The sequence below is a fragment of the Arthrobacter ginkgonis genome (assembly GCF_039540195.1).
In the GTDB taxonomy this organism is placed as follows: Bacteria; Actinomycetota; Actinomycetes; order Actinomycetales; family Micrococcaceae; genus Zafaria; species Zafaria ginkgonis.
In genome coordinates this window covers 699,124-719,075 of record NZ_BAABEO010000008.1, presented here as the reverse complement: position 1 = coordinate 719,075, position 19,952 = coordinate 699,124, and the positions used below count along the sequence as shown (strand labels likewise).

Here is a 19,952-nt window from a genome sequence, read left to right as displayed (position 1 = left end):
CTGACGGACGGGGGGCGCTAGCCGGTGGAGGGCGTACTGCTGGGCTTCGGCGTTGTCCTGGTCATCGTTGCCGTGGGCTTCGTGGCGGCCGCCCTGCTTCCGGGCAAGGCGGTCGCCATGCAGGCGGGTTTGGGCCCGGCGGTGTACTACGTCACCAACCCGGCGCTGATGTTCCTGCTGCTCGCGGAGACCGACCTCGGCGCGGTCCTGGGCGTCTACGCCCCGGTCGCGCTGCTCACGGCGCTGGCGGCAGGTGCCGTCTACGCGCTCGGCAGCGTTTGGGTGCTGCGGCGCGGGGCGCCGCACGCCGCCGTCGGGGCCATGGCCTCCTCCTATGTGAACGCCGGAAACATCGGGCTGCCCATCGCGTTGTACGCGGTGGGCAGTTCGGCGCCGGTGGTCTCCGTGCTGATCGCCCAGCTCCTGGTGGTGGCGCCCGTGTACCTGTCGATCTTCGCGTGGTGCGCGCCGCGGCCGGCCGGAGCGGAGGTGGCCGACGCGGTGCCCCTGTGGCGCACCGTCCTGCGCTCGATCGGCAATCCGGTGACGATTGCGACGCTTGGCGGCGCGGGCCTCTCGCTGAGCGGCTGGAAGCCGCCGGAGGTGGTGTGGACCCCGATCGAGATGCTGGGCCACGCCTCGATTCCGCTCCTGCTGATGATGTTCGGGATGAGCATGTACGGCCAGCGGCCGTTCACTCAGCGGAGCCTGCTGCCTGACCTGGTGTGGGCCTCGTTCGTGAAGCTGGCCATCATGCCGGTGGCGGCCTGGGCCGTGGCGCGCTTCGCCTTCGGCCTGCAGGGCATCGAACTGCTGGGAGTCGTGGTCATGGCCGCCCTGCCGACGGCCCAGAACGTTTTCCTGTTCTCGAGCCAGTTCCGGATGCCCTCAACCCTGGCCCGGGACGTTTCCTTCCTCAGCTCCGTGCTGTCCCTGCCGGCCGTGCTGCTCGCCGTCCTCCTGCTCGGCTAGCGGCACCTCCCCGCCGAGCGTCCAGGCCGCCAGCACCCGGCGAAACCGCCGGTCCCGGTCCGGAAACATGTCCACCAGCGCCACCTGCCTGACCTGGACGGTGTCCCCGGAATGCAGCCGCCGCTCCCGATGGGTGACGTGCGGGCGGTAGTTCGCCCGGGTGTGGTTGGGGCCCGGAAGGCGGATCTGCTCGCCGAGTTCGTGCAGCAGCCCGTACAGCAGGGCCTCGTGCAGGTCCACCAGCCCCGTGTCTGGATCGACCAGGGAGACCGGGACCGAGCCGTTGCGGCCGAACCGGGCGTCCCGGCCCACCACGGAGGTGAACGCCTCCCGGCCCTCCAAAGCGGCCTCCAGCACCGCGGCAAGCTCGGGAACCGGGACCGCCGAATCGAACCTGACCAGCGTGACGTGCAGCGGCCAGGCGGACTGCAGGAACTCCGTCCCGGCAGCCAGCGGCTCGATGAACACCACCGTCACGTAGACGCCCATGCACACAGTTTCCCACCGCCGGCACCAGATGCGGACTAGGTGCGGAGCCGGGGCGGGGGACATGGATGGTCATTTCCCGCGTGGGGATTCTGCACTTGGGGTTACACACGGGCACGCGTGTGACTGGTGTTGCCCCGATTTCGAGGGACCGAGCGTGGTAAGTGCAGATTTGTCAGGGTGCCCGCCGCTGGCCCTGCGCAGCACCGGACCCAGCCGCGGAAACGCAAATGGCGGGCCCTCCCGAAGGAGGGCCCGCCATCGTGCTGTGCGGACTAGGAGGCGTAGGCGCCCTTGAGCAGGACCGCGCCGCCGTCGACGCCCTTGGCGCCCTGGACGAAGTCCGGTCCGGCGGAGGCCGCGGACGCATCGAGCGCGCCGACGGTGCCCATGGCCCAGGAGGTGACGCCGCGTTCGTTCAGGCGGGCCAGCGCGGCATCGGCCGCGGACTCCTCGACGATCGCGACCATGCCCACGCCCAGGTTCAGGGTGCGCTCCAGGTCGGCCTGCGGCACGCCGCCCAGCTCGGCGACCAGCTTGAAGATCGCCGGCAGTTCCCAGGTGGAGCGGTCCACGGTGGCCATCAGGCCCTGCGGCAGCACCCGGGCCAGGTTCGCGGCCAGGCCGCCGCCGGTGACGTGGCTGAAGCCGTGCAGCGGGGCCACGCCGTCCTTGTTCAGGGCACGGATCAGGTCCAGGCAGTCCGCGGCGTAGACCTTGGTCGGCTCCAGCAGTTCCTCGCCGAGCGTGCGGCCCAGCTCGGAGACCTCGCGGTCCAGGGCCCAGCCGGCGTGGTTGATCACGCGGCGGACCAGCGAGTAGCCGTTGGAGTGGATGCCGGAGGAGGCCATGGCGATGACCACGTCGCCGGAACGCACGCGCTCCGGGCCCAGCAGGGCGTCGGCCTCGACCACGCCGGTCGCCGCGCCGGCGACGTCGTACTCGTGTTCGCCCAGCAGGCCCGGGTGCTCGGCGGTCTCGCCGCCGACCAGCGCGGTGCCGGCCAGGGAGCAGGCCTCGGCGATGCCGCGGACGATGTCCGCGATGCGCTCCGGGACCACCTTGCCGCAGGCGATGTAGTCGGTCATGAACAGCGGCTCGGCGCCGACCACGACGATGTCGTCCACCACCATGCCGACCAGGTCGTGGCCGATGGTGTTGTGGATGTCCATGGCCTGCGCGATCGCGACCTTGGTCCCGACGCCGTCGGTGGAGGTGGCCAGCAGCGGCTTGCGGTAGGTGAGCAGGCGGGAGGCGTCGAAGAGGCCGGCGAAGCCGCCCACGCCACCGAGTACGGAGGCGTTGTGGGTCGCCTTGATGGCGTCCTTCATCAGTTCGACGGCGCGGTCCCCGGCTTCGACGTCGACGCCGGCGGAGGCATAGGTGATGCCGGCGGGGGTGTCGGGCGTTGCGGAAGTCATGTCAGGGGGAGTCCTTACTTGCTCGGGGTCTTTTCGGCGTCGGTCAGGGTGGGTTCGAACTCGGCGTCCGGGCCCGGATCGCAGTCGGTCAGGTCGGCCGCGGCGCGCTCGAGCAGGTTCTTGCCCAACCGGTCGGAGGAGGGCAGCTCGATCGGGTACGTGCCCGTGAAGCAGGCGGTGCACAGGCGTTCGCGCGGCTGGAGGGTCGCGTTGATCATCCCGTCCTCGGAGATGTAGGCCAGCGAGTCGGCTCCGATGGAGGCGCTGATCTCATCCACGGCGGCGCCGTTGGCGATCAGTTCCGCACGGGAGGCGAAGTCGATGCCGTAGAAGCACGGCCACTTCACCGGCGGGGAGGAGATCTTCACGTGGACCTCCTTGGCGCCGGCCTCGCGCAGCATGCGCACGACGGCGCGCTGCGTGTTCCCGCGCACGATCGAGTCGTCCACGACCACCACGCGCTTGCCCTTGATGACCGGTTCCAGGGCGTTGAGCTTGAGCTTGATGCCCAGCTGGCGCAGGGTCTGGGACGGCTGGATGAAGGTGCGGCCCACGTAGGCGTTCTTCACGAAGCCGTGCGCGAACGGGATGCCGGACTCCTCGGCGTAGCCGATCGCGGCCGGGGTGCCGGATTCGGGCACGGGGATGACGATGTCGGCCTCGGCCTCGTTCTCGCGGGCCAGCTGGCGGCCCATCTCGACGCGGGATTCGTAGACGGAGCGGCCGTTGATGGCGGCGTCCGGGCGGGCCAGGTACACGTACTCGAAGACGCAGCCGGCGGGGGTCGCCTCGGCGAACCGCTGGGAGCGGACGCCGTCCTCGTCGATGGCGATGAATTCGCCCGGTTCGATCTCGCGGATGAAGCTGGCACCCACGGTGGCCAGGCCGGCCTGCTCGGAAGCGACCACCCAGCCGCGCTCCAGGCGGCCCAGGACCAGCGGGCGGACGCCGTAGGCGTCGCGGGCCGCGTAGAGGGTGTTTTCGTTCATGAAGACGAAGCAGAAGGCGCCCTTGATCTTGGGCAGCAGCTCCAGCGCGGTCTGCTCCAGGGTGCGTCCCTCTTCGCCGGCCAGCAGCGCGGTCACCAGGGCGGTATCCGTGGTGTTGCCCTGGGCGATCTCGCCGCGCGGGGAGGTGCCGTGCTTGGCGACGACCATTTCCATCAGCTCGGCGGAGTTGGTCAGGTTGCCGTTGTGGGCCAGCGCCACCGTGCCGTCACTGGTCGCGCCGAGGGTCGGCTGCGCATTGGCCCAGTGGCTTGCGCCGGTGGTGGAGTAGCGGCAGTGTCCCACCGCGATGTGCCCGGTCATGGAGTTCAGCGTGTTCTCGTCGAACACCTGGGAGACCAGGCCCATGTCCTTGTAGACGTTGATGCGCTTGCCGTCGGAGGTGGCGATGCCCGCCGATTCCTGTCCGCGGTGCTGCAGTGAGTACAGGCCGTAATAGGCCAGTTTGGCGACTTCCTCGCCGGGGGCCCAAACTCCGAAGACCCCGCATTCGTCCTGCGGACCCTTCTCGTAGGGAAGAAGATCATGTGAAAGCATTCCGTCGCCACGCACCATGTGACTCATTCTCTCATGAGCCGGAGCGATGGCCGCCGTCGGGCTCCGGTCCCGCAACCCGCAGGAGGAAGGGCCTAGTGGGCGGCGTTGGGACCCTCGAGGGGGACGGCCGTTGCGCGGCGGGTCCGCTTCCGCAGTACCCGATCGGTGACCAGCCAGGCGATCGCGCCCAGCGTCAGGCCGGCCATCCCGAAGAAGACGGCCAGGAACCCGAGGACGGCGCCGCGGGTGAACTCGACGGCCTCCTCGCCCGTGTAGGCGGAGACGATCGCCGCAAACACGCCGATGAGGGCCCCGGTGACCAGGAAAGGCCAGAACTTCGGGGAGCTGCGCACCGTCACCTCGATGGGCCGGGACGGGCCGGATTCGGGGGAGGGCTGGGCGTTGTGCTGCTGCGGTTCCATGCCTTAAAGGGTACCGAAGAGCGGCAGCAACCCGGACAGGTCCGCGCGCAGCCCGGAGGCCGACACGGAGCCCCCGGAAAGTGCTGAATCCCACTGAGTGATCCCGGTCACCAGACCCAGCCAGGTCTGCGCGTCCACTTCCACCACGTTCGGCGGGGTGCCGCGGGTGTGCCGGGGCCCCTCGATGCACTGGGCCACCCCGAAGGGCGGCACGCGCACCTCCACGGAGTTGCCCTCGGCTACCGCGGAAAGCTCCTCGAGCGCGTAGCGGACCGCGGTGGCCAGCACCGGGCGCGGCAGCGTGGCCCGTGCCGCGGGGTCCGCCGCCAGCCACGTGCGCACGGCGGCGCCGCCCGCCTCGGGCGCGATCCGGCGTCGTACTGCCATGCGTGTTGTCCTTCCCTCGGCCGCGCCAATTCAGCCCAGCCGTTCCGATTCAGCCCAGCCGCGCCAACTCGGCTCGCTCGGGTCGGCCGTCTTAGGTCAGCAGGTCGGCGACCGGTCCGGCCAGGCGGATGCCGCCCACCGGCACCGCCCCTCCGAGCACCGGGCGCATCACCTTGTCCAGTACGGCCGCGACCTTCGCCGCCGGGACGGCACCGGCGGCGGCGAGCAGGTTCAGGCCCACCAGCGTGGCGGCGCGTCCGCTGCCGTCGAGGACCTTGAGCGCGCAGGATGTTCCGTCCGGTGCGCCGAGGACCATGATGCCCTCCGCGCCGAGCTTGGCGAGCACGCCGAGTTCCTCCATCACCACGGTGTTCTCCCGCCCCTGCCCGTGCACGGCCCAGGGATAGTCGAGCATGGCGGTCGCGATGGTCGCGGCGCGGGCATCGGCGTGCTTGTCGCTGGGGGCCTTGGCCAGCGTGCCCACGGCGCGGGCCAGCCCGTGCAGCGAAATCGCCGGCACGGGGGCGCCGCAGCCGTCCACCGCCACGTGAGCCACCGTTTCGCCGACGAACTCCTCGATCGTTTCCAGCACCAGGCGCTGCAGCGGGTGGTTCGGTTCCAGGTAGGTTCCAGTGTCCCAGCCGTTCTCGGCGCAGGCCCACAGGAACGCGGCGTGCTTGCCGGAGCAGTTGAAGGCCAGTGCCGACTTGCCCAGGCCGGCCCGGATCAGGTCGATGCGATCCTCCTCGTCGCCCGGCCATCCGGTCGGGCAGCGCAGGTGGTCCGCGTCGAGGCCGGCTGCGGCAAGCATGCCTGTCACGACCTCCCGATGCGCTGCGCTGCCGACGTGGCTGGCGCAGGCCAGCGCCACCTGGGCGCCCCGCAGCGGGACCCCGGCGCGCATCGAGGCGAGCGCCTGGAAGGGCTTGAGCGCGGAGCGGGGGAAGACCGGGGTGCCGATGTCCCCCAGTTCTATGGCCACGCGGCCGGCCCGGTCCAAAACGACGGCGGAACCGGCATGGCGGGATTCCACGAACCCGTTTCGGTCCACGACGGCGAGGTCGACGGCGTGGGCGGAGGCAAAGGTTTCGGGCATGGGTTTAATTGTAAGGTCGGGGGAGTGCGGGGCCACGGGGGTTACCTTTCCTAGCGCCTGGCCAGGACCGCGACGAGGAAGTCCGAATCGGCCTCCAGCGGCCGCAGGTCCCAGGTTGCCAGCCGCAGGTCCACGGCCAGGCCGGCGGCCTGCGCGTCGGCGAAGAACTGCCCGAATTCGTAGCCGCGCCCGGCCCCGAAGCCCACGACGGCGCGTCCGCCCGGGACCAGGTGCGCGGCGAAGCGGGCCAGCACCTCGGGAGCGGTGCCGGGGGCCAGGAAGGCCATCACGTTGCCCGCACACACGATGAGGTCGAACGGCTCGGCGATGCCCGACGCCGGCAGGTCCAGTTCGCTGAGATCGCCCTCCAGCCAGGTGCAGTCCGGATGGTCCTTGGCCGCCGCGGCGACCAGGACCGGGTCCACGTCCACGCCCACCACGGTATGGCCGCGCCGGGCGAGTTCGCCGCCGACCCGGCCCGGGCCGCAGCCGGCATCGAGGATGCGGCTGCCGCGAGCGGCCATCGCATCGATCAGGCGGGCCTCGCCGTGCAGGTCCGCCCCCTCGGCCCGCATCTGCTCGAACCGCTGGATGTACCATTCCGAATGGCCGGGGCTGCGGCGCACCTGCGCCTCCCACAACGATTCCTTGCGCGTGCCACCATCGTTTCCCATCCGCCCAGCGTAGCCGCCCCCGGTAGCGCCTCCCGGGCTCCCGCACCTCGCTGCGCTCGGCGCGGGGCCCTCGCCCGGTAGGCTTGTACCTCGTGAAGGTTCTCGTCATCGGCCCCGGCGGCCGCGAACACGCCATCGTCCGTTCCCTGCAGGCCGATCCGTACGTCACGGAACTGCACTGCGCCCCCGGCAACGCCGGCATCGCCCAGGACGTCCCCGTCCACGCGGTGGACGCGCAGGATCCTGCCGCCGTCGTCGCGCTGGCCCGCGAACTCGGCTCCGACCTTGTGGTCATCGGTCCGGAGGCCCCGCTTGCCGCAGGGGTGTCCGACGCCCTGCGCGAGGCCGGGTTCCCGGTCTTCGGGCCCTCCCGCGCCGCGGCCCAACTCGAGGCCTCGAAGGCCTTCGCCAAGGACGTCATGGCCGAGGCCGGCGTCCCGACCGCCATGGCCCGCGTGGCCGTGAACGAGGCGGAGGCCTCCGACGCGCTGGACGCCTTCGGCGCGCCGTACGTGGTCAAGGACGACGGCCTCGCCGCCGGCAAGGGCGTGGTGGTCACCGAGGACCGCGCCGAGGCCCTGGCGCACGCCAACGCCTGCTTCGCCGCCGGCGGCTCCGTGGTCATCGAGGAGTTCCTCGACGGCCCCGAGGTTTCCCTCTTCGTCATCTCCGACGGCAAGCACGCCGTTCCGCTGGCCCCCGCCCAGGACTTCAAGCGCATCTTCGACGGCGACCTCGGCCCCAACACCGGCGGCATGGGCGCCTACACCCCGCTGCCGTGGCTGCCGGCCGGCTTCGTCGACGAGGTCATGGACCGCGTCGCCTACCCGACCATCCGGGAGATGGCCGGGCGCGGCACCCCGTTCGTGGGCGTGCTCTACTGCGGCCTCGCGGTGACCCGCCGCGGCATCCGCGTCATCGAGTTCAACGCCCGCTTCGGCGACCCGGAGACCCAGCCGGTCCTGGCCCGCCTCAAGACCCCGCTCGGCGGGCTGCTGCTGGCCGCCGCGAACGGGACGCTCGACGACGCCGAGCAGCTGCACTGGCGCCCGGAGACCGCCGTCGGCGTGGTCATGGCCGCCGCCAACTACCCGGACTCCCCAGTCAGGGGGGACGCCATCTCCGGCCTGGACGCGGCCGCCGCGATCGAGGGCGTCAGCGTCCTGCACGCCGGTACCGCGACGAACGACGCCGGCGAGACCGTCACCGCGGGCGGGCGCGTCCTGGCCGTGGTCGGCCTCGGCGAAGACCTGCACTCGGCCCGGGACAAGGCCTACTCCGGCGTCGCCGAGATCGCCTGGAACGGTGCCCAGCACCGCACGGACATTGCGCTCAAGGCCGCGAACGGCGAAATCACCGTGGCGGGAGGTGCAGCGTAATGGCCGGCTTCGAAACCGAAACCCTGCAGTTGCCGGGCTGGACGCACGTCTACTCCGGCAAGGTCCGCGACCTCTACGTGCCGGAGGGGGCGCCGGCCGAGGAGGCCGACCGCGTCCTGGTGGTCGCCAGCGACCGCATCAGCGCCTACGACTTCGTGCTCACCTCCGAGATCCCGGACAAGGGCAAGGTGCTCACCCAGCTGAGCCTGTGGTGGTTCGAGCAGCTGGACGGGATCGACAACCACGTCATCTCCACCGACGTCCCGGAGGCCGTGGCCGGCCGGGCGATGGTGTGCAAGAAGCTGGACATGTTCCCGATCGAGTGCATCGCCCGCGGCTACCTCACCGGCTCCGGCCTGGCCGAGTACAAGGCCTCCCGCACCGTCTGCTCGCTGCCGCTGCCCGAGGGCCTGGTGGACGGCTCCCGCCTGGAACCGGCCATCTTCACCCCGTCCGCCAAGGCGGAGGTGGGCGAGCACGATGAGAACATCACGTTCGCCCAGGTCGAGGAGCGCATCGGCGCCGACAACGCCGCCGAGCTGGCCCGCCTGACCCTTGAGGTCTACAGCCGCGCGGAGGGGATCGCCCGCGCCCGCGGCATCATCCTGGCGGACACCAAGGTGGAGTTCGGCACGGACCCGGCCACCGGCGCCATCACCCTCGGCGACGAGGTGCTCACCCCGGACTCCTCCCGCTTCTGGGACGCGGAGACCTACGCCCCGGGCCAGGCGCAGCCGTCCTTCGACAAGCAGTTCGTGCGCGACTGGCTCACCTCGGCCGAGTCCGGCTGGGACAAGTCCTCCGGCGAGCAGCCCCCGGCGCTGCCGCAGGAGATTGTCGAGCGCACCCGCGCCCGCTACATCGAGGCCTACGAGCGCCTGACCGGCCGCACCTTCACGGCCTAACAAGTCCCAATTGCCTTGAGGAACAGGCCCCGGCGTTTTCGCCGGGGCCTGTTCTGCGCACTGGTGCCAACGTCCCCGCAGCCCGCCAGGAAGTGTGCATGTCCGTGCGTCGGATGCGGCTGACGCGTCGGCATGCACGCGACGCACGGACATGCACCGGGCCCGGACGGGACCCGGGCCCTGCCGTGTTGGCGCTAGCGGTTCGCCGCGCGGATCTCGGTGGCCAGCTCGATCGCGATCGCGGCGCGGTTCGGCGCGCCTGCCTCGGCGAAGACCAGCTGCGCGCGGCGCAGCTGGTCCAGCGCCTCCGTGCCCCGCCCCAGGCCCACCAGGCAGCGGGCGCTGAGCAGGTCGAGTTCTCCCTGGAAGTTCGGCGGCAGCGCGTCGCGGTTCTCCTCCACGGGCTTGAGCTGTTCCAGCGCCGCCTCCACGTCGCCGTTCAGGTGCAGCCAGCGCGCACGGATCAGCTGCAGCTCCAGCGTGTCGTTCAGCGTGCCGCCGATGACGCTCAGCGCCAGCTCCGCCCTCTCGATGCAGTTCAGGGTCTCCGGCTCCACGACCCCGGCGGCCAAGCGCATGCTGGCCGAGGCCTTGTTGAAGCGCGCCCACAGCTCGATGTCGCTGGCGGGGAGCAGCCGCTGGGCCGCCAGCTGGTGGTTTTCCAGCCCGGCCTCGATGTCCTGGCGCTTGAAGGCGACGTTGCCGATGGCCCAGTACGCATTGCCGGCGGTCTGGCTGGGGGCGCCCTCGGCCACGGCCGCGGAGAGCGTCTGGCAGGTCCGCCAGGCCTCCTCCAGCTGGCCGGATTCGGCCAGCGAGGCGATCAGCGCGAACAGCGCGGAGATCTGGATCAGCGAGTGCGGCGGCAGGTCCCGGCCGAGGTCGACGGCGGTGAGCGCGTGGTCCACGGCCAGGTGCAGCCGGCCCAGCCCCAGGTAGGAGTTCGCGACCAGGGTCTCGGCGCGGACCTTGAGGGCCAGCGACTCCTCGGTGAGCGGGTGGGCCAGTACCTCCTCGGCCGCAGCCCGGTATTCCTCGAAGCGGCCCTGGTCGCGCAGCGCCTCCGCGCGCAGGAACATCATGTTCCACCAGGCGCTGGCGTTCTTCAGGCGCAGGGCGACGACGGCGGCTTCCGCGGCGCTGGCCTCGGCGTCGGTGTATTCGCGCGCCGTGTACGACTGCCGGGCGCGGTGCTCAAGGAGCACGAATTCGGCCTCGTCGGGGGAGACCGGGGTGTTCCACGACTCCATGGTCTCGCGGTCCATGCCCAGCCGCGCGGACAATTCGGAGATGATCTCCATCGTCGGTTCCCGGCTTCCGGTCTCCAACAGCGAGATGTAGCTGGTCGAGTACTTTCCGGCACCCAACTGGGCTTGCGTCATCTTGTGTTGCAGGCGAGCGTTGCGCAACTTTTCGCCGAATTTTATCCCCAATTTGACCCCTTATTAAACTCGCAGGCCCTCCCCGAGGCCCTCACTATGCCGCGACGCGCCGTGTAGCCATCAATCCTTGACGCCAAGCGTTTGTATCAATTTACAATGAATGTTAAGTGCTGCGCCACTTATAAAAATATGCGCCACTTGGAGAGAACGCTCTAGACCACTAGCTCCTGGAGGAGAACAGATGAAGAAGCTGATTGCCGCGTTTGCTGTTGCTGCCGCTATTGCCGGAGCAAGCTTTGTATCCGTAGGGGAATGGCCGCACAGCGGTGGCCAGACCAATGTCGCCGTGGGCGAATGGCCCCACAAGGTCCGTTCCACGGAACCGACCACCAACTAGCGCTTATCTGTTAGGGCGGCGGAGCTCACGGGCCGCCCAAGACAACGGCCCCCGCCCCGGAGGAATCCGGGACGGGGGCCGTTGCGGTGTCGGGGAGTGGCGCCGGGTCAGCTGCGGGGCATGAGCGTGATGAGCACGGCCTCGGGCCGGCAGGCGATGCGGAACGGGGCAAACCGGGAGGTGCCGATTCCTGCCGAAACGTTCAGCGGAACCTGGTGGCCGTCGTGCTCCCACACGCTCAGCCCGCGCGCGCGCCAGGTGGGCAGGTCGCAGTTGGAGACCACTGCCCCGTACCCGGGAACGCAGACCTGCCCGCCGTGCGTGTGGCCTGCCAGGATCAGGTCAGCCCCGGCGTCGGCCAGATAGTCCAGGACCCGCTGGTAGGGGGCGTGGGCCAAGGCGATGCGCAGGTGCGGGGCCTGCGCGGAGGTGGAGGAGCCGCGCGGCCAGCCCGCGAAGCGGTCCCGCCCCAGATGCGGGTCGTCGACGCCGCTGAAGTCCAGGCGCAGGCCCGGGAACGGGACGGAGATGGCCTTGTTGGTGAGGTTCAGCCAGCCGGCGGCGCCGAAGGCGCGGTGCATTTCCCGCCAAGGGAGTTCGAACGAGGGATGGTTCTTCGGCGTACCGGAGGGGCCCTTGAGATAGCGCAGCGGGTTCTTCAGCCGCGGTGCGTAGTAGCAGTTGGACCCCGGCACGAACACGCCAGGGAAGGCCATCAGCGGCGCCAGGGCCTCAATCAGGTAGGGCACGGCCTGGCGGTGGCTGAGGTTGTCCCCGGTGTTCACCACCAGGTCCGGGCGCAGGTCCGCCAGGGAATGCAGCCAGCGGCGCTTCAGCTCCTGGCCCGGGACCATGTGGATGTCGGACAGGTGCAGCACGCGGACCGGCACGGAGCCCGGCGGCAGCAGGGGCAGGGTCTCGTGGCGCAGGCCGAACTGGTTGCGTTCCCACAGGCCGTACCCGGCCACGGTGCCGGCCAGGGCGGCGGCCGCCCCGGTCCCGTAGGCGGTCTTGGCCGCCACGGTGCGCAGGGCGCCCCCCAGGCGGTTCGCCGCGCTGCTAGTCGTCATCGCCGCCGCCGTCGGACTCGTCGTTGCCTCCGCCGTTGCCGTTTCCGTTGCCGTTTCCGTTGTTGCCCCCGCCGTTGCCGTTGTCGGTGGCCGGGGTATCGGTGGCGGCGTCATCCTCGGAAGTGGACTCGGTGTCCTGCGACTGGGTCTCCGGGACCTCGGTGATCACGGGGGCCGGCTTCGTGTCGGCCTTGCCGAAGCCCTCGGCGGGGTAGTAGCCGATCACGTCCTTCATGTAGGACAGCCACAGCGGGGCGGCGAAGGTGGCCGAGTCCACCCACTCGCGGGTGACGCCGTTGATCCGCATGCCCATGGTGGGGGCGATGTCCGTGTAGCGGCCCACCCAGGCGGCGGTCGCGACGCCGGTGGTGTACCCGACGAACCAGGTGGAGGAGGCGCCGTTGTTGGTGCCGGTCTTGCCGGCGATCGGGACGTTGATGGTGCCCTTGGCGATGCGCTGGCCGGCGATCTTGGACAGGGTGCCGTTCAGGTTCGCCACGACGTCCGGTTCGAGCGCGTCCTCGCAGTCTTCCCCCGGGACCTTGTACTTGTTGCCGGCGGCGTCCTTGACGGAGAGCAGGGCGCGCGGGGCGCAGTATTCGCCCTCGTTGGCCAGGGCCGCGAAGGCGGAGGCCTGGGCCAGCGGCGTCACGTTGGTGGTGCCGAGGATGAAGGACGGGTTGGCGGGGTTCTGCGGTTCGCCGGTGACGCCGTCGACGAGGTGCAGGCGCTCGGTGGCGTCGGCGATGTCGCACAGGTCCAGCTGCGACGCCTGCGCGGCGGTGGCCGTGTTGATGGACCAGTACAGGCCGTAGTCCACGGTCATGGAGCGCTTGAAGCCGGCGGTCGCGTTGTTCACGTTCCAGCCGCCGTCGTCGGTCAGCGCGTAGGCGTAGCCCTTGGACAGGCAGGAGGCCTTCCACGCGAAGGAGTTGGGGTAGAAGTCGCGGGCGGCGTTGATGGTGTCCCACATGTGGTGGCCGGATTCGAGCCAGGCGATGGTGGTGTACGGCTTCATCGTGGAACCGCCCTGGAAGCCTCCGGCGCCGCCCAGGGACTTGGACACGTTGAAGTTGTACTCCGTGTACTTGGAGCCTTCCTGCGGGCCGTAGATCTTGTTCTGCGCCATGGCGAGGATCTTGCCCGTTCCCGGCTGCACGGACACGAGCGAGGTGCCGACGTTGGAGGAGTCGTTGGCGGGAATGGCCTTCACGACCTCGGCCTCGGCCTCCTTCTGCAGGCGGCTGTCCAGCGTGGTCTTGATGGTCAGGCCGCCGCGGTACAGGAGGTTGGTGCGGTCTTCCTCGGTCTCGCCGTAGGCCTTGTCGGAAAGGACCAGGTGGGTGACGTAGTCGCAGAAGTACGCGGCGGTCTTGGCGCCGACGCAGCCGGACTTGACGTCCTTGACCTTCAGGTCCAGGTCGGTGGCCACGGCTTCGTCATATTCGTCCTGGGTGATCGCCCCGGTCTTGAGCATCGCGCCCAGGACCACGTTGCGGCGCTTGAGGCTGGCCTCCGGGTTCCTGATCGGGTTGTAGACGTTGGGCAGCTGGACCATGCCGGCCAGCAGGGCCGCCTGCTGGATGCTCAGCTTGGAGGCCGGGACGGAGAAGAAGCGCTGGGAGGCGGCCTCGACGCCGTAGGTGGTGCCGGAGAAGAGGACGATGTTCAGGTAGCCCTGGAGGATCTGCTCCTTGGTGAACTCCTTCTCCACCGCGATGGCCAGCTTCATCTCGCGCAGCTTGTCTGCGTAGGACTTGGTGCCGGAGATGGTCAGGTCCTCCTGGCTCACGCCGTTGAGGCTGTCCGCGTTGATCAGCACGTTGTTCACGTACTGCTGGGTCAGCGTGGAGGCGCCCTGCTGGGAGGAGCTGGTCAGGTTGTGCATCGCCGCACGCGTGATGCCGCGGATGTCGACGCCGCTGTGCTGGTAGAAGCGTTCGTCCTCGATGGACACGATCGCGTCCTGCATCGGCTTGGAGACCTTGTCCAGCGTGACCGGGACGCGGTTCTCGGCGTAGAAGGTGGCGATCGTCTTGCCGTTGGAGTCCAGGATCTTCGACGGCACCGAGAGCGGCTCCTGGCGGAGTTCCGCCGGAAGCGCGTTGAAGAATTCGACGCCGGCGGTGGCGCTGGCGCCCGCGACGGAGGCTGCGGGAACCAGCAGTCCGGCGGCGAGCACGCCACAGAGCGCGCTCACACCGAAGAAGGCGACGATCTTGCCCATGGTGGTAGCCGTATCAAAGAAAGGAGACTTGCGAGGGGCCATGCCCCCCAGTTTACAAGGACGAGTTACCCTATCCGTTATGACCAAATGGGAGTACGCGACACTACCGCTCATCATTCACGCCACGAAGCAGATTCTCGACCAGTGGGGGGAGGACGGGTGGGAACTCGTCACCGTCATTGCAGGCCCCGACGGGAACGCCCCGGTCGCCTATCTCAAGCGCCCCAAGCAGTAACGCCGAAAGAACCGGAGAAACCTTGGAAAACCAGCCCACTTCCGCCGTTGAACGCCGCCTGGCCGAGCTCGGACTCGAGCTTCCCGAGGTTGCCGCGCCGGTCGCCGCCTACGTGCCCGCCCTAGTGAGCGGCAACCTGGTCCACACGTCCGGGCAGCTGCCGTTTATTAAGGGCGAACTCCCAGCTACGGGCAAGGTCGGTGCGGGTGTCGACCCTGTAGCGGCCAAGGAACTGGCCGCGACCTGCGCCGTCAACGCCCTGGCCGCCATCAAGAGCGTCATCGGCGACCTCGACCGCATCACCCGGATCGTCAAGGTCGTGGGCTTCGTGTCCTCCGACCCGTCCTTCACTGGCCAGCCCGGGGTCATCAACGGCGCCTCCGAGCTGCTGGGCAGCGTCTTCGGCGAGGCCGGGGCCCACGCCCGTTCCGCCGTCGGCGTGGCCGTGCTTCCGCTGGATTCCCCGGTCGAGGTCGAGCTGGTTGCCGAATTCAGCTGACCCCCAGCCGAACGACCGAGCGCAGGAGCCCCCGGCGGAACCCATCCGTCCGCCGACCGGGCTCCTGCGCCGTCTGTACCACCTGCCGCCGGAGCAGCGCGAGGCCGCCGCGAGCTGGGTGACCTATGGTGCCCGCACTCCGCGCAGCGTCCGCCGTGCCTCCTCCGTGGTCCTGGTGCGGGACAGCGGCCGGGGGGTCGAGACGTACCTGGGCTACCGGCCCGGCCAGTCCCCGTTGGGCGCGGTGGCGTTCCCCGGCGGGAGCTTCGTGCCCGGCGACGAGGACGAGGTCGAATGGTTCGGCCCCACGCCGGGTGAATGGGCGGCCCGGCTGGGGATCCTGGACCACCGCGTGGCACGCAGCCACGTGGTCTGCGCGATCCGCGAACTCTTCGAGGAGACCGGCGTCCTGCTGGCCGGCACCGACGGCCTGGCTGCCGTGGAGAACACCGCCACCGCCGAATGGATGGAGGTGCGCGAGGCGGTAGCCGGCCAGGACAAGCCCTTCTCCCAGGTCCTCTCCAAGCGCGGGCTGGGCCTGCGCACCGACCTGCTGCGTCCGCTCTCGCACTGGATCAGCCCCGACTTCGCGCACCGGCGCTTCGACACCTGGTATTTCGCCGCGGCCGTGCCGCTGCACCAGGAGCCGACGCTGCTGCGCGGCAAGGGGGTCTGGGGGCAATGGAAGACGGCGGCCGAGGTGGTCGCCTCCCGCGCGACGGCGGAGCTCGGCGACGAGGTCGGCCAGCCGGACACCGCGGGCCTGCCGCTGAGCGAGATCACCACCCCGGCGGTCGAGGTCACCCTGGAGAAGATCGCCACGACCCGGGGCACGGTGGCCTACCTCTCGCACCGCCGCGACCTGATGAGCTACCACCCCGGCCTGGTGGAGATCGGGGGAGACTTCTACCTCGACGTCACCGCCAGCACCGCGAGCGAGGGCGGCGGACGGGCGCGCGGCCGCTGAGGCCGAAAACAAAAGGCGGTGGCGCCGAACCCGTGGGTTCGGCGCCACCGCCTTCTGCTTTTGGCCTGCCCCGCAAGCGCGGGTCAGCCGGGTCCTCTTCGTGGCGACGAAGTCGACACGAGAGGGCCTGCCCTGTGCGTTAGCGGGAACGCTGGCGCAGGCGCTGGATGTCCAGGATGACCACGGCGCGTGCCTCCAGGCGCAGCCAGCCGCGCTGGACGAACTCGGCGAGGGCCTTGTTCACGGTCTCGCGGGAAGCGCCGACCAGCTGGGCCAGTTCCTCCTGGGTGAGTTCGTGGGCAACCAGGATGCCGTCGGTGGCCGGACGGCCGAAGCGGTCGGCCAGGTCCAGCAGCGCCTTGGCCACGCGGCCCGGAACGTCGGAGAAGACCAGGTCGGCCAGCGACTCGTTGGTGCGGCGCAGGCGGCGGGCCAGGGCCTGGAGCAGCTGGGCGGAAACCTCGGGGTTGCTCTGGATGACCTTGCGCAGGTTCTCGTGGCGCAGCCCGGCCAGGCGGGTCTCGGAGACCGCGGTGGCGGTGGCGTTGCGGGGGCTGGGATCGAAGAGCGCCATCTCGCCGAAGAGCTCGCCCGGGCCGAGCACGGCCAGCAGGTTTTCACGGCCGTCGGGAGCGGTGCGGCCCAGCTTGATCTTTCCGGAGACAATGAAATAGAGCTGGTCGCCCTGGTCTCCTTCGCGGAAGACCGACGCCCCGCGGGAAAGGTCGACTTCGGTCAGCTCATCGGTGAGGGCTGCGAACACCTCATCGCCCAGTGTTGCGAAGAGGGGGGCCCGGCGCAGTACCTCGATATCCATGAATTCTCCTGTCACGTGTGTTTGGCGCTCCCCCCATTGTGCCGCATGTTGGCGGCCCTGTGACACCTTCCACAGGCTTAGGGCCTTGATTTGGGATCTTCGTCATGCGTGCCGCCGCCGGCCCGGAGGGTGGCGATTCCGTCACGGGGGAAACAGAGGGGTTCCGGCGGCGGGGTCGGCGCCCGGTAGACTGGTGGGGTATGGCCGCGCCGGCCGAAGACCGGCGATGCTTCTTCACGGCCGCGTCAGTTTGGAGTCCTTTGGTGGTTTTCGGGTTCGGTTGGCTGGATGTCATCCTGCTCATTTTCCTGGCCGGCTTCCTGATTTCCGGGCTGCGCAAGGGCTTTTTCGTCACGCTCGGCGGGATCGTGGGAGTCGTGGTGGGCGGCATCGCCACCTTTTTCGCCATCCCGGTGGTTTCCACCTGGGTCACGGCCCCCGGCTGGCGCCTGTTTTGGGTGGTGGCCACCGCAGTGGTGCTGATCCTCATGGGCCAGGCGATCGGCTCCACGATCGGCGCCCGGGTACGCCTCTGGCTGAATCTGCCCGCGCTGAAGTCCTTCGACCGCCTGCTGGGCGGTGTGGCGAATGTCGCGGTGGCCGCCGTGGTGGTCTCCGCCGTCGCCTTCTCCGCGGCAACCATGGGCCTGCCCCTGCTGTCCCAGCAGATCGCGTCCTCCCGGGTCATCCAGTCCATCCGCGACCTGACCCCAACCCCAGTGGACACCGCGATGGCCCAGGCGCGGTCGCTGGTCATGGGCCAGACCATCCCCGAACTGCTGGAGCCGTTCGCGCCCACCACCGTGGAGGCCGCCCCGGCCGAACTTCCGGATTCGGAAGGCGTCGAGGCCGCGGAGGACTCCGTGGTGAAGATCACCGGCACGGCCTTCGAATGCGGCGTGAACCAGACCGGTTCCGGTTTCGCCGCGGCCACCGACCGCGTGGTGACCAACGCGCACGTGGTCTCCGGCATCTCCGACCCGGTGGTCAACACCCAGGACGGCCGCGCCCTGCCGGCCCGCGTGGTCCACTTCGATTCCGTCAGGGACCTGGCCGTGCTTGCCGTCGACGGCCTGGACCTGGCGCCCGTCCCGGTGGGGGAGAACCTGTCCACCGGCGACACCGCGGTGTTCATGGGTTTCCCGGCCGGCGGCCCGTTCAGCGCCGAACCGGCCGTGGTGCAGTCGCTGCGCACGGTCAGCGTGCAGAACATCTACGGCGCCGACCCCTCGCCCCTGCAGATCTACCAGATCGGTGCGCAGGTCCGGCAGGGCAACTCCGGCGGCCCGCTGCTGGACCCGCAGGGCCGCCTGACCGGCGTCGTCTTCGCCAAGGCAGCGGACGGGCTTGAGGTGGGCTACGCCCTCGGCCTGGACGAGGTGGAACCGCTGGTCGAGGATTCCCCGTACCTCACCGAGACCGTTTCCACGGGCGCCTGCTCGGTCCACTAACCCCCAACGGCTGCCCGTCAGTCCCGCAGCCAGTGCAGTTCCGCCCCGTGCTGGCCCGTGTGGGCCAGCGGCGTCCCGTCCAGCGAGAGCGTGAAATACCCAACGCGTGCGGCCGGCGATTCATCCCCGGCCGCGTCCAGGAAGAAGGATTCGTTGGAGATCCAGTGGCAGTCGAGCCCGCGCACGGTCTCGGCGAAGCGCGCCCGGTCCGGCGGGGACAGGTAGGCCAGTACCGCCGAGTGGAAGACGACGGCGGCGGATCCCTCCGGGGCCCGGCGCACCAGGTCCGCGATGCGTTCGTTCAGGTCCCCGCGCTCCAGCACCGGCCGGGGCCGGGCCTGGCGCAGGGTCTCCAGCGCCGCACGCAGGTTCGCCAAGCGCTCCGTCTCGCCCGGCCAGACCAGGGCCTCGAGCCAGCGGACGGTGTCCGGATCGGTGCCGTCCAGCGGGTTCAGGTCCACCCCGGCCCGCCAGGCCACCTCCGGCAGCCGGTCCGGCAGCGGCGGGTTGCCGGAGGTGGCGCAGCGCAGCAGCGGCGTCCCGGAACCCAGCCGGGGGCCGCCGTCGTATTCGTAGGAGTACAGGTCCGGCAGCAGGCACAGCCCGGCGGACGGGCCGACCTCGATCAGCGCCAGCGGGCGCCGCTCCCGCTCGGCCACCAGCGCCAGGGCCGGCAGCAGGGTGGCGCAGCGGGCCGGTTCGTTGGTCTGGACGCGGTGGCCGAGCACGACGCCGGCCACCTCCTCCCAGCGCTCCAGGGCGAACGCGCGGAACCGGGGATACGGGACATCGCCGCAGCCGAGGTAGCGGGCGGCGGCGAACACCAGCAGCGGGGTCCGCTTCTCCGGGGGCAGCGCGGCGATGAGCGCGAGCAGGTCAGGGTCCGCGGCGGTACGGGAACACCACTGCGCGTACAGCTCGGAATGGCCGGGGAACCAGACCTGGGCGTAGCCCGCCCAGGCGTGGGCGACCTCCTCGGCGGCCGTCCTGCCGGTGCGGTCCGGGTGGTTCTCCATGGCGTTCCTTTCCGGCGGGCCGTGGCCCGTCGCGGGTGCTGTCCGTTCAGTGGCGGAGGCGGGAAGTTCAGTCGCGGGTGATGGACGCGAGGTGTTGGATGGCGAGCCGGTAGCCGTTGGTGCCGGCGCCCACGATCACCGCGGCGGCGACGGGGGAGATGTAGGAGTGGTGGCGGAACGCCTCGCGCTTGTGCACGTTGGAGATGTGCACCTCGATGACCGGAAGCTCAACGCCGGAGACGGCATCGGCCAGCGCGATCGAGGTGTGCGTGTAGGCGCCGGGGTTGAAGACGATCCCCACGGCGGTGCCGCGGGCGGCGTGGATCGCATCGATCAGGGCGCCCTCGTGGTTGGACTGGACGAACCGGACCCCGAGTCCTTCCGCGGCGGCGGCGGTGCGGCAGAGGTCCTCGACGTCGGCCAGCGTCTGGCTGCCGTAGACGGCGGGCTCGCGGGTGCCCAGCAGGTTCAGGTTCGGGCCGTTCAGGACGATGATCGTGTTTTCGGAGTCCGTGTTTGCGGCCGGCGGGGCGGTGTTCTCAGTCATGGGTCCATTAAAGGACGCACGTCCTGGACGTACGACGGCGGCGCGCCGCACCTTCCGC

At 70.1% G+C, this 19,952-nt stretch carries 21 protein-coding genes; 8 read left to right on the top strand and 13 right to left on the bottom strand.

Annotated features, from left to right (window positions below; all coding sequences use genetic code 11):
• Window positions 1-24 precede the first annotated feature (24 nt).
• A complete protein-coding gene (locus ABD912_RS05925) occupies window positions 25-972 on the top strand; it encodes an AEC family transporter (protein WP_345149186.1) in 948 nt (315 codons plus the stop codon).
• Here the strand turns inward: ABD912_RS05925 and ABD912_RS05920 are convergent.
• From ABD912_RS05920 to ABD912_RS05890, 7 genes are all read right to left on the bottom strand, one after another.
• Window positions 889-1,461 (bottom strand): 2'-5' RNA ligase family protein, encoded by a 573-nt coding sequence (locus ABD912_RS05920; protein ID WP_345149185.1) that lies wholly within the window; start codon window positions 1,459-1,461, stop codon window positions 889-891. The genes ABD912_RS05925 and ABD912_RS05920 overlap by 84 nt on opposite strands.
• 272 nt (window positions 1,462-1,733) lie before the next feature.
• Window positions 1,734-2,879 carry a phosphoribosylformylglycinamidine cyclo-ligase gene (purM, locus tag ABD912_RS05915; protein ID WP_345149183.1) on the bottom strand — a complete coding sequence of 382 codons (1,146 nt, stop codon included), beginning with the start codon at window positions 2,877-2,879 and terminating at the stop codon, window positions 1,734-1,736.
• Window positions 2,880-2,893: 14 nt separating this feature from the next.
• On the bottom strand, window positions 2,894-4,441 hold the full coding sequence (gene purF, locus ABD912_RS05910) for an amidophosphoribosyltransferase (RefSeq protein WP_345149181.1): 1,548 nt from the start codon (window positions 4,439-4,441) through the stop codon (window positions 2,894-2,896).
• A gap of 74 nt (window positions 4,442-4,515) precedes the next feature.
• Window positions 4,516-4,845 carry a hypothetical protein gene (locus ABD912_RS05905; RefSeq protein WP_345149180.1) on the bottom strand — a complete coding sequence of 110 codons (330 nt, stop codon included), beginning with the start codon at window positions 4,843-4,845 and terminating at the stop codon, window positions 4,516-4,518.
• A 3-nt stretch (window positions 4,846-4,848) separates the two neighbouring features.
• Window positions 4,849-5,232 (bottom strand): sterol carrier family protein, encoded by a 384-nt coding sequence (locus ABD912_RS05900; protein WP_345149178.1) that lies wholly within the window; start codon window positions 5,230-5,232, stop codon window positions 4,849-4,851.
• A 91-nt stretch (window positions 5,233-5,323) separates the two neighbouring features.
• Window positions 5,324-6,328, bottom strand: coding sequence for an asparaginase (locus tag ABD912_RS05895; protein WP_345149177.1), 1,005 nt, complete (start codon window positions 6,326-6,328; stop codon window positions 5,324-5,326).
• Between the two features lie 50 nt (window positions 6,329-6,378).
• Window positions 6,379-7,002 carry a class I SAM-dependent methyltransferase gene (locus ABD912_RS05890; protein ID WP_345149175.1) on the bottom strand — a complete coding sequence of 208 codons (624 nt, stop codon included), beginning with the start codon at window positions 7,000-7,002 and terminating at the stop codon, window positions 6,379-6,381.
• Between the two features lie 92 nt (window positions 7,003-7,094).
• Here ABD912_RS05890 and purD point away from each other — a divergent pair, with 92 nt between their 5' ends.
• Complete coding sequence (purD, locus tag ABD912_RS05885; protein ID WP_345149173.1) at window positions 7,095-8,381, top strand: phosphoribosylamine--glycine ligase; 1,287 nt, start codon at window positions 7,095-7,097, stop codon at window positions 8,379-8,381.
• Complete coding sequence (locus ABD912_RS05880; RefSeq protein WP_345149171.1) at window positions 8,381-9,286, top strand: phosphoribosylaminoimidazolesuccinocarboxamide synthase; 906 nt, start codon at window positions 8,381-8,383, stop codon at window positions 9,284-9,286. Before purD ends, ABD912_RS05880 begins: the two co-directional genes overlap by 1 nt.
• Before the next feature lie 194 nt (window positions 9,287-9,480).
• On the opposite strand, the gene ABD912_RS05875 is transcribed toward ABD912_RS05880, so the two are convergent.
• On the bottom strand, window positions 9,481-10,695 hold the full coding sequence (locus tag ABD912_RS05875; RefSeq protein ID WP_345149169.1) for a helix-turn-helix domain-containing protein: 1,215 nt from the start codon (window positions 10,693-10,695) through the stop codon (window positions 9,481-9,483).
• Window positions 10,696-10,909: 214 nt separating this feature from the next.
• On the opposite strand from ABD912_RS05875, the gene ABD912_RS05870 reads away from it, so the two are divergent.
• A complete protein-coding gene (locus ABD912_RS05870) occupies window positions 10,910-11,065 on the top strand; it encodes a hypothetical protein (protein WP_345149167.1) in 156 nt (51 codons plus the stop codon).
• Between the two features lie 107 nt (window positions 11,066-11,172).
• Here the strand turns inward: ABD912_RS05870 and ABD912_RS05865 are convergent, their stop codons facing one another.
• Entirely contained in the window at window positions 11,173-12,135 is a 963-nt protein-coding gene (locus ABD912_RS05865; RefSeq protein WP_345149165.1) for a metallophosphoesterase, read from the bottom strand.
• Entirely contained in the window at window positions 12,125-14,362 is a 2,238-nt protein-coding gene (locus ABD912_RS05860; RefSeq protein WP_345149164.1) for a transglycosylase domain-containing protein, read from the bottom strand. The genes ABD912_RS05865 and ABD912_RS05860 overlap by 11 nt, the downstream gene beginning before the upstream one ends.
• A gap of 79 nt (window positions 14,363-14,441) precedes the next feature.
• On the opposite strand from ABD912_RS05860, the gene ABD912_RS05855 reads away from it, so the two are divergent.
• Genes ABD912_RS05855 through ABD912_RS05845 form a run of 3 tightly spaced genes read left to right on the top strand, consistent with a single transcriptional unit; the run spans window position 14,442 to window position 16,063 of the window.
• Window positions 14,442-14,597, top strand: coding sequence for a hypothetical protein (locus ABD912_RS05855; RefSeq protein ID WP_329861861.1), 156 nt, complete (start codon window positions 14,442-14,444; stop codon window positions 14,595-14,597).
• Between the two features lie 22 nt (window positions 14,598-14,619).
• Window positions 14,620-15,096: a RidA family protein gene (locus ABD912_RS05850; protein WP_345149161.1), complete on the top strand. Its 477-nt coding sequence runs from the start codon at window positions 14,620-14,622 to the stop codon at window positions 15,094-15,096.
• Between the two features lie 43 nt (window positions 15,097-15,139).
• On the top strand, window positions 15,140-16,063 hold the full coding sequence (locus tag ABD912_RS05845; RefSeq protein WP_345149428.1) for an NUDIX hydrolase: 924 nt from the start codon (window positions 15,140-15,142) through the stop codon (window positions 16,061-16,063).
• Between the two features lie 139 nt (window positions 16,064-16,202).
• On the opposite strand, the gene ABD912_RS05840 is transcribed toward ABD912_RS05845, so the two are convergent.
• Entirely contained in the window at window positions 16,203-16,880 is a 678-nt protein-coding gene (locus tag ABD912_RS05840; RefSeq protein ID WP_149956068.1) for a Crp/Fnr family transcriptional regulator, read from the bottom strand.
• A 263-nt stretch (window positions 16,881-17,143) separates the two neighbouring features.
• On the opposite strand from ABD912_RS05840, the gene ABD912_RS05835 reads away from it, so the two are divergent.
• Window positions 17,144-18,331: a MarP family serine protease gene (locus ABD912_RS05835; protein ID WP_345149158.1), complete on the top strand. Its 1,188-nt coding sequence runs from the start codon at window positions 17,144-17,146 to the stop codon at window positions 18,329-18,331.
• Window positions 18,332-18,348: 17 nt separating this feature from the next.
• Here ABD912_RS05835 and ABD912_RS05830 read toward each other — a convergent pair whose 3' ends face one another.
• Together ABD912_RS05830 and aroQ are read right to left on the bottom strand one after the other, a co-directional pair.
• A complete protein-coding gene (locus ABD912_RS05830; RefSeq protein ID WP_345149157.1) occupies window positions 18,349-19,347 on the bottom strand; it encodes a DUF2332 domain-containing protein in 999 nt (332 codons plus the stop codon).
• Between the two features lie 67 nt (window positions 19,348-19,414).
• Window positions 19,415-19,894, bottom strand: coding sequence for a type II 3-dehydroquinate dehydratase (gene aroQ, locus ABD912_RS05825; RefSeq protein WP_345149154.1), 480 nt, complete (start codon window positions 19,892-19,894; stop codon window positions 19,415-19,417).
• Window positions 19,895-19,952: the final 58 nt, after the last annotated feature.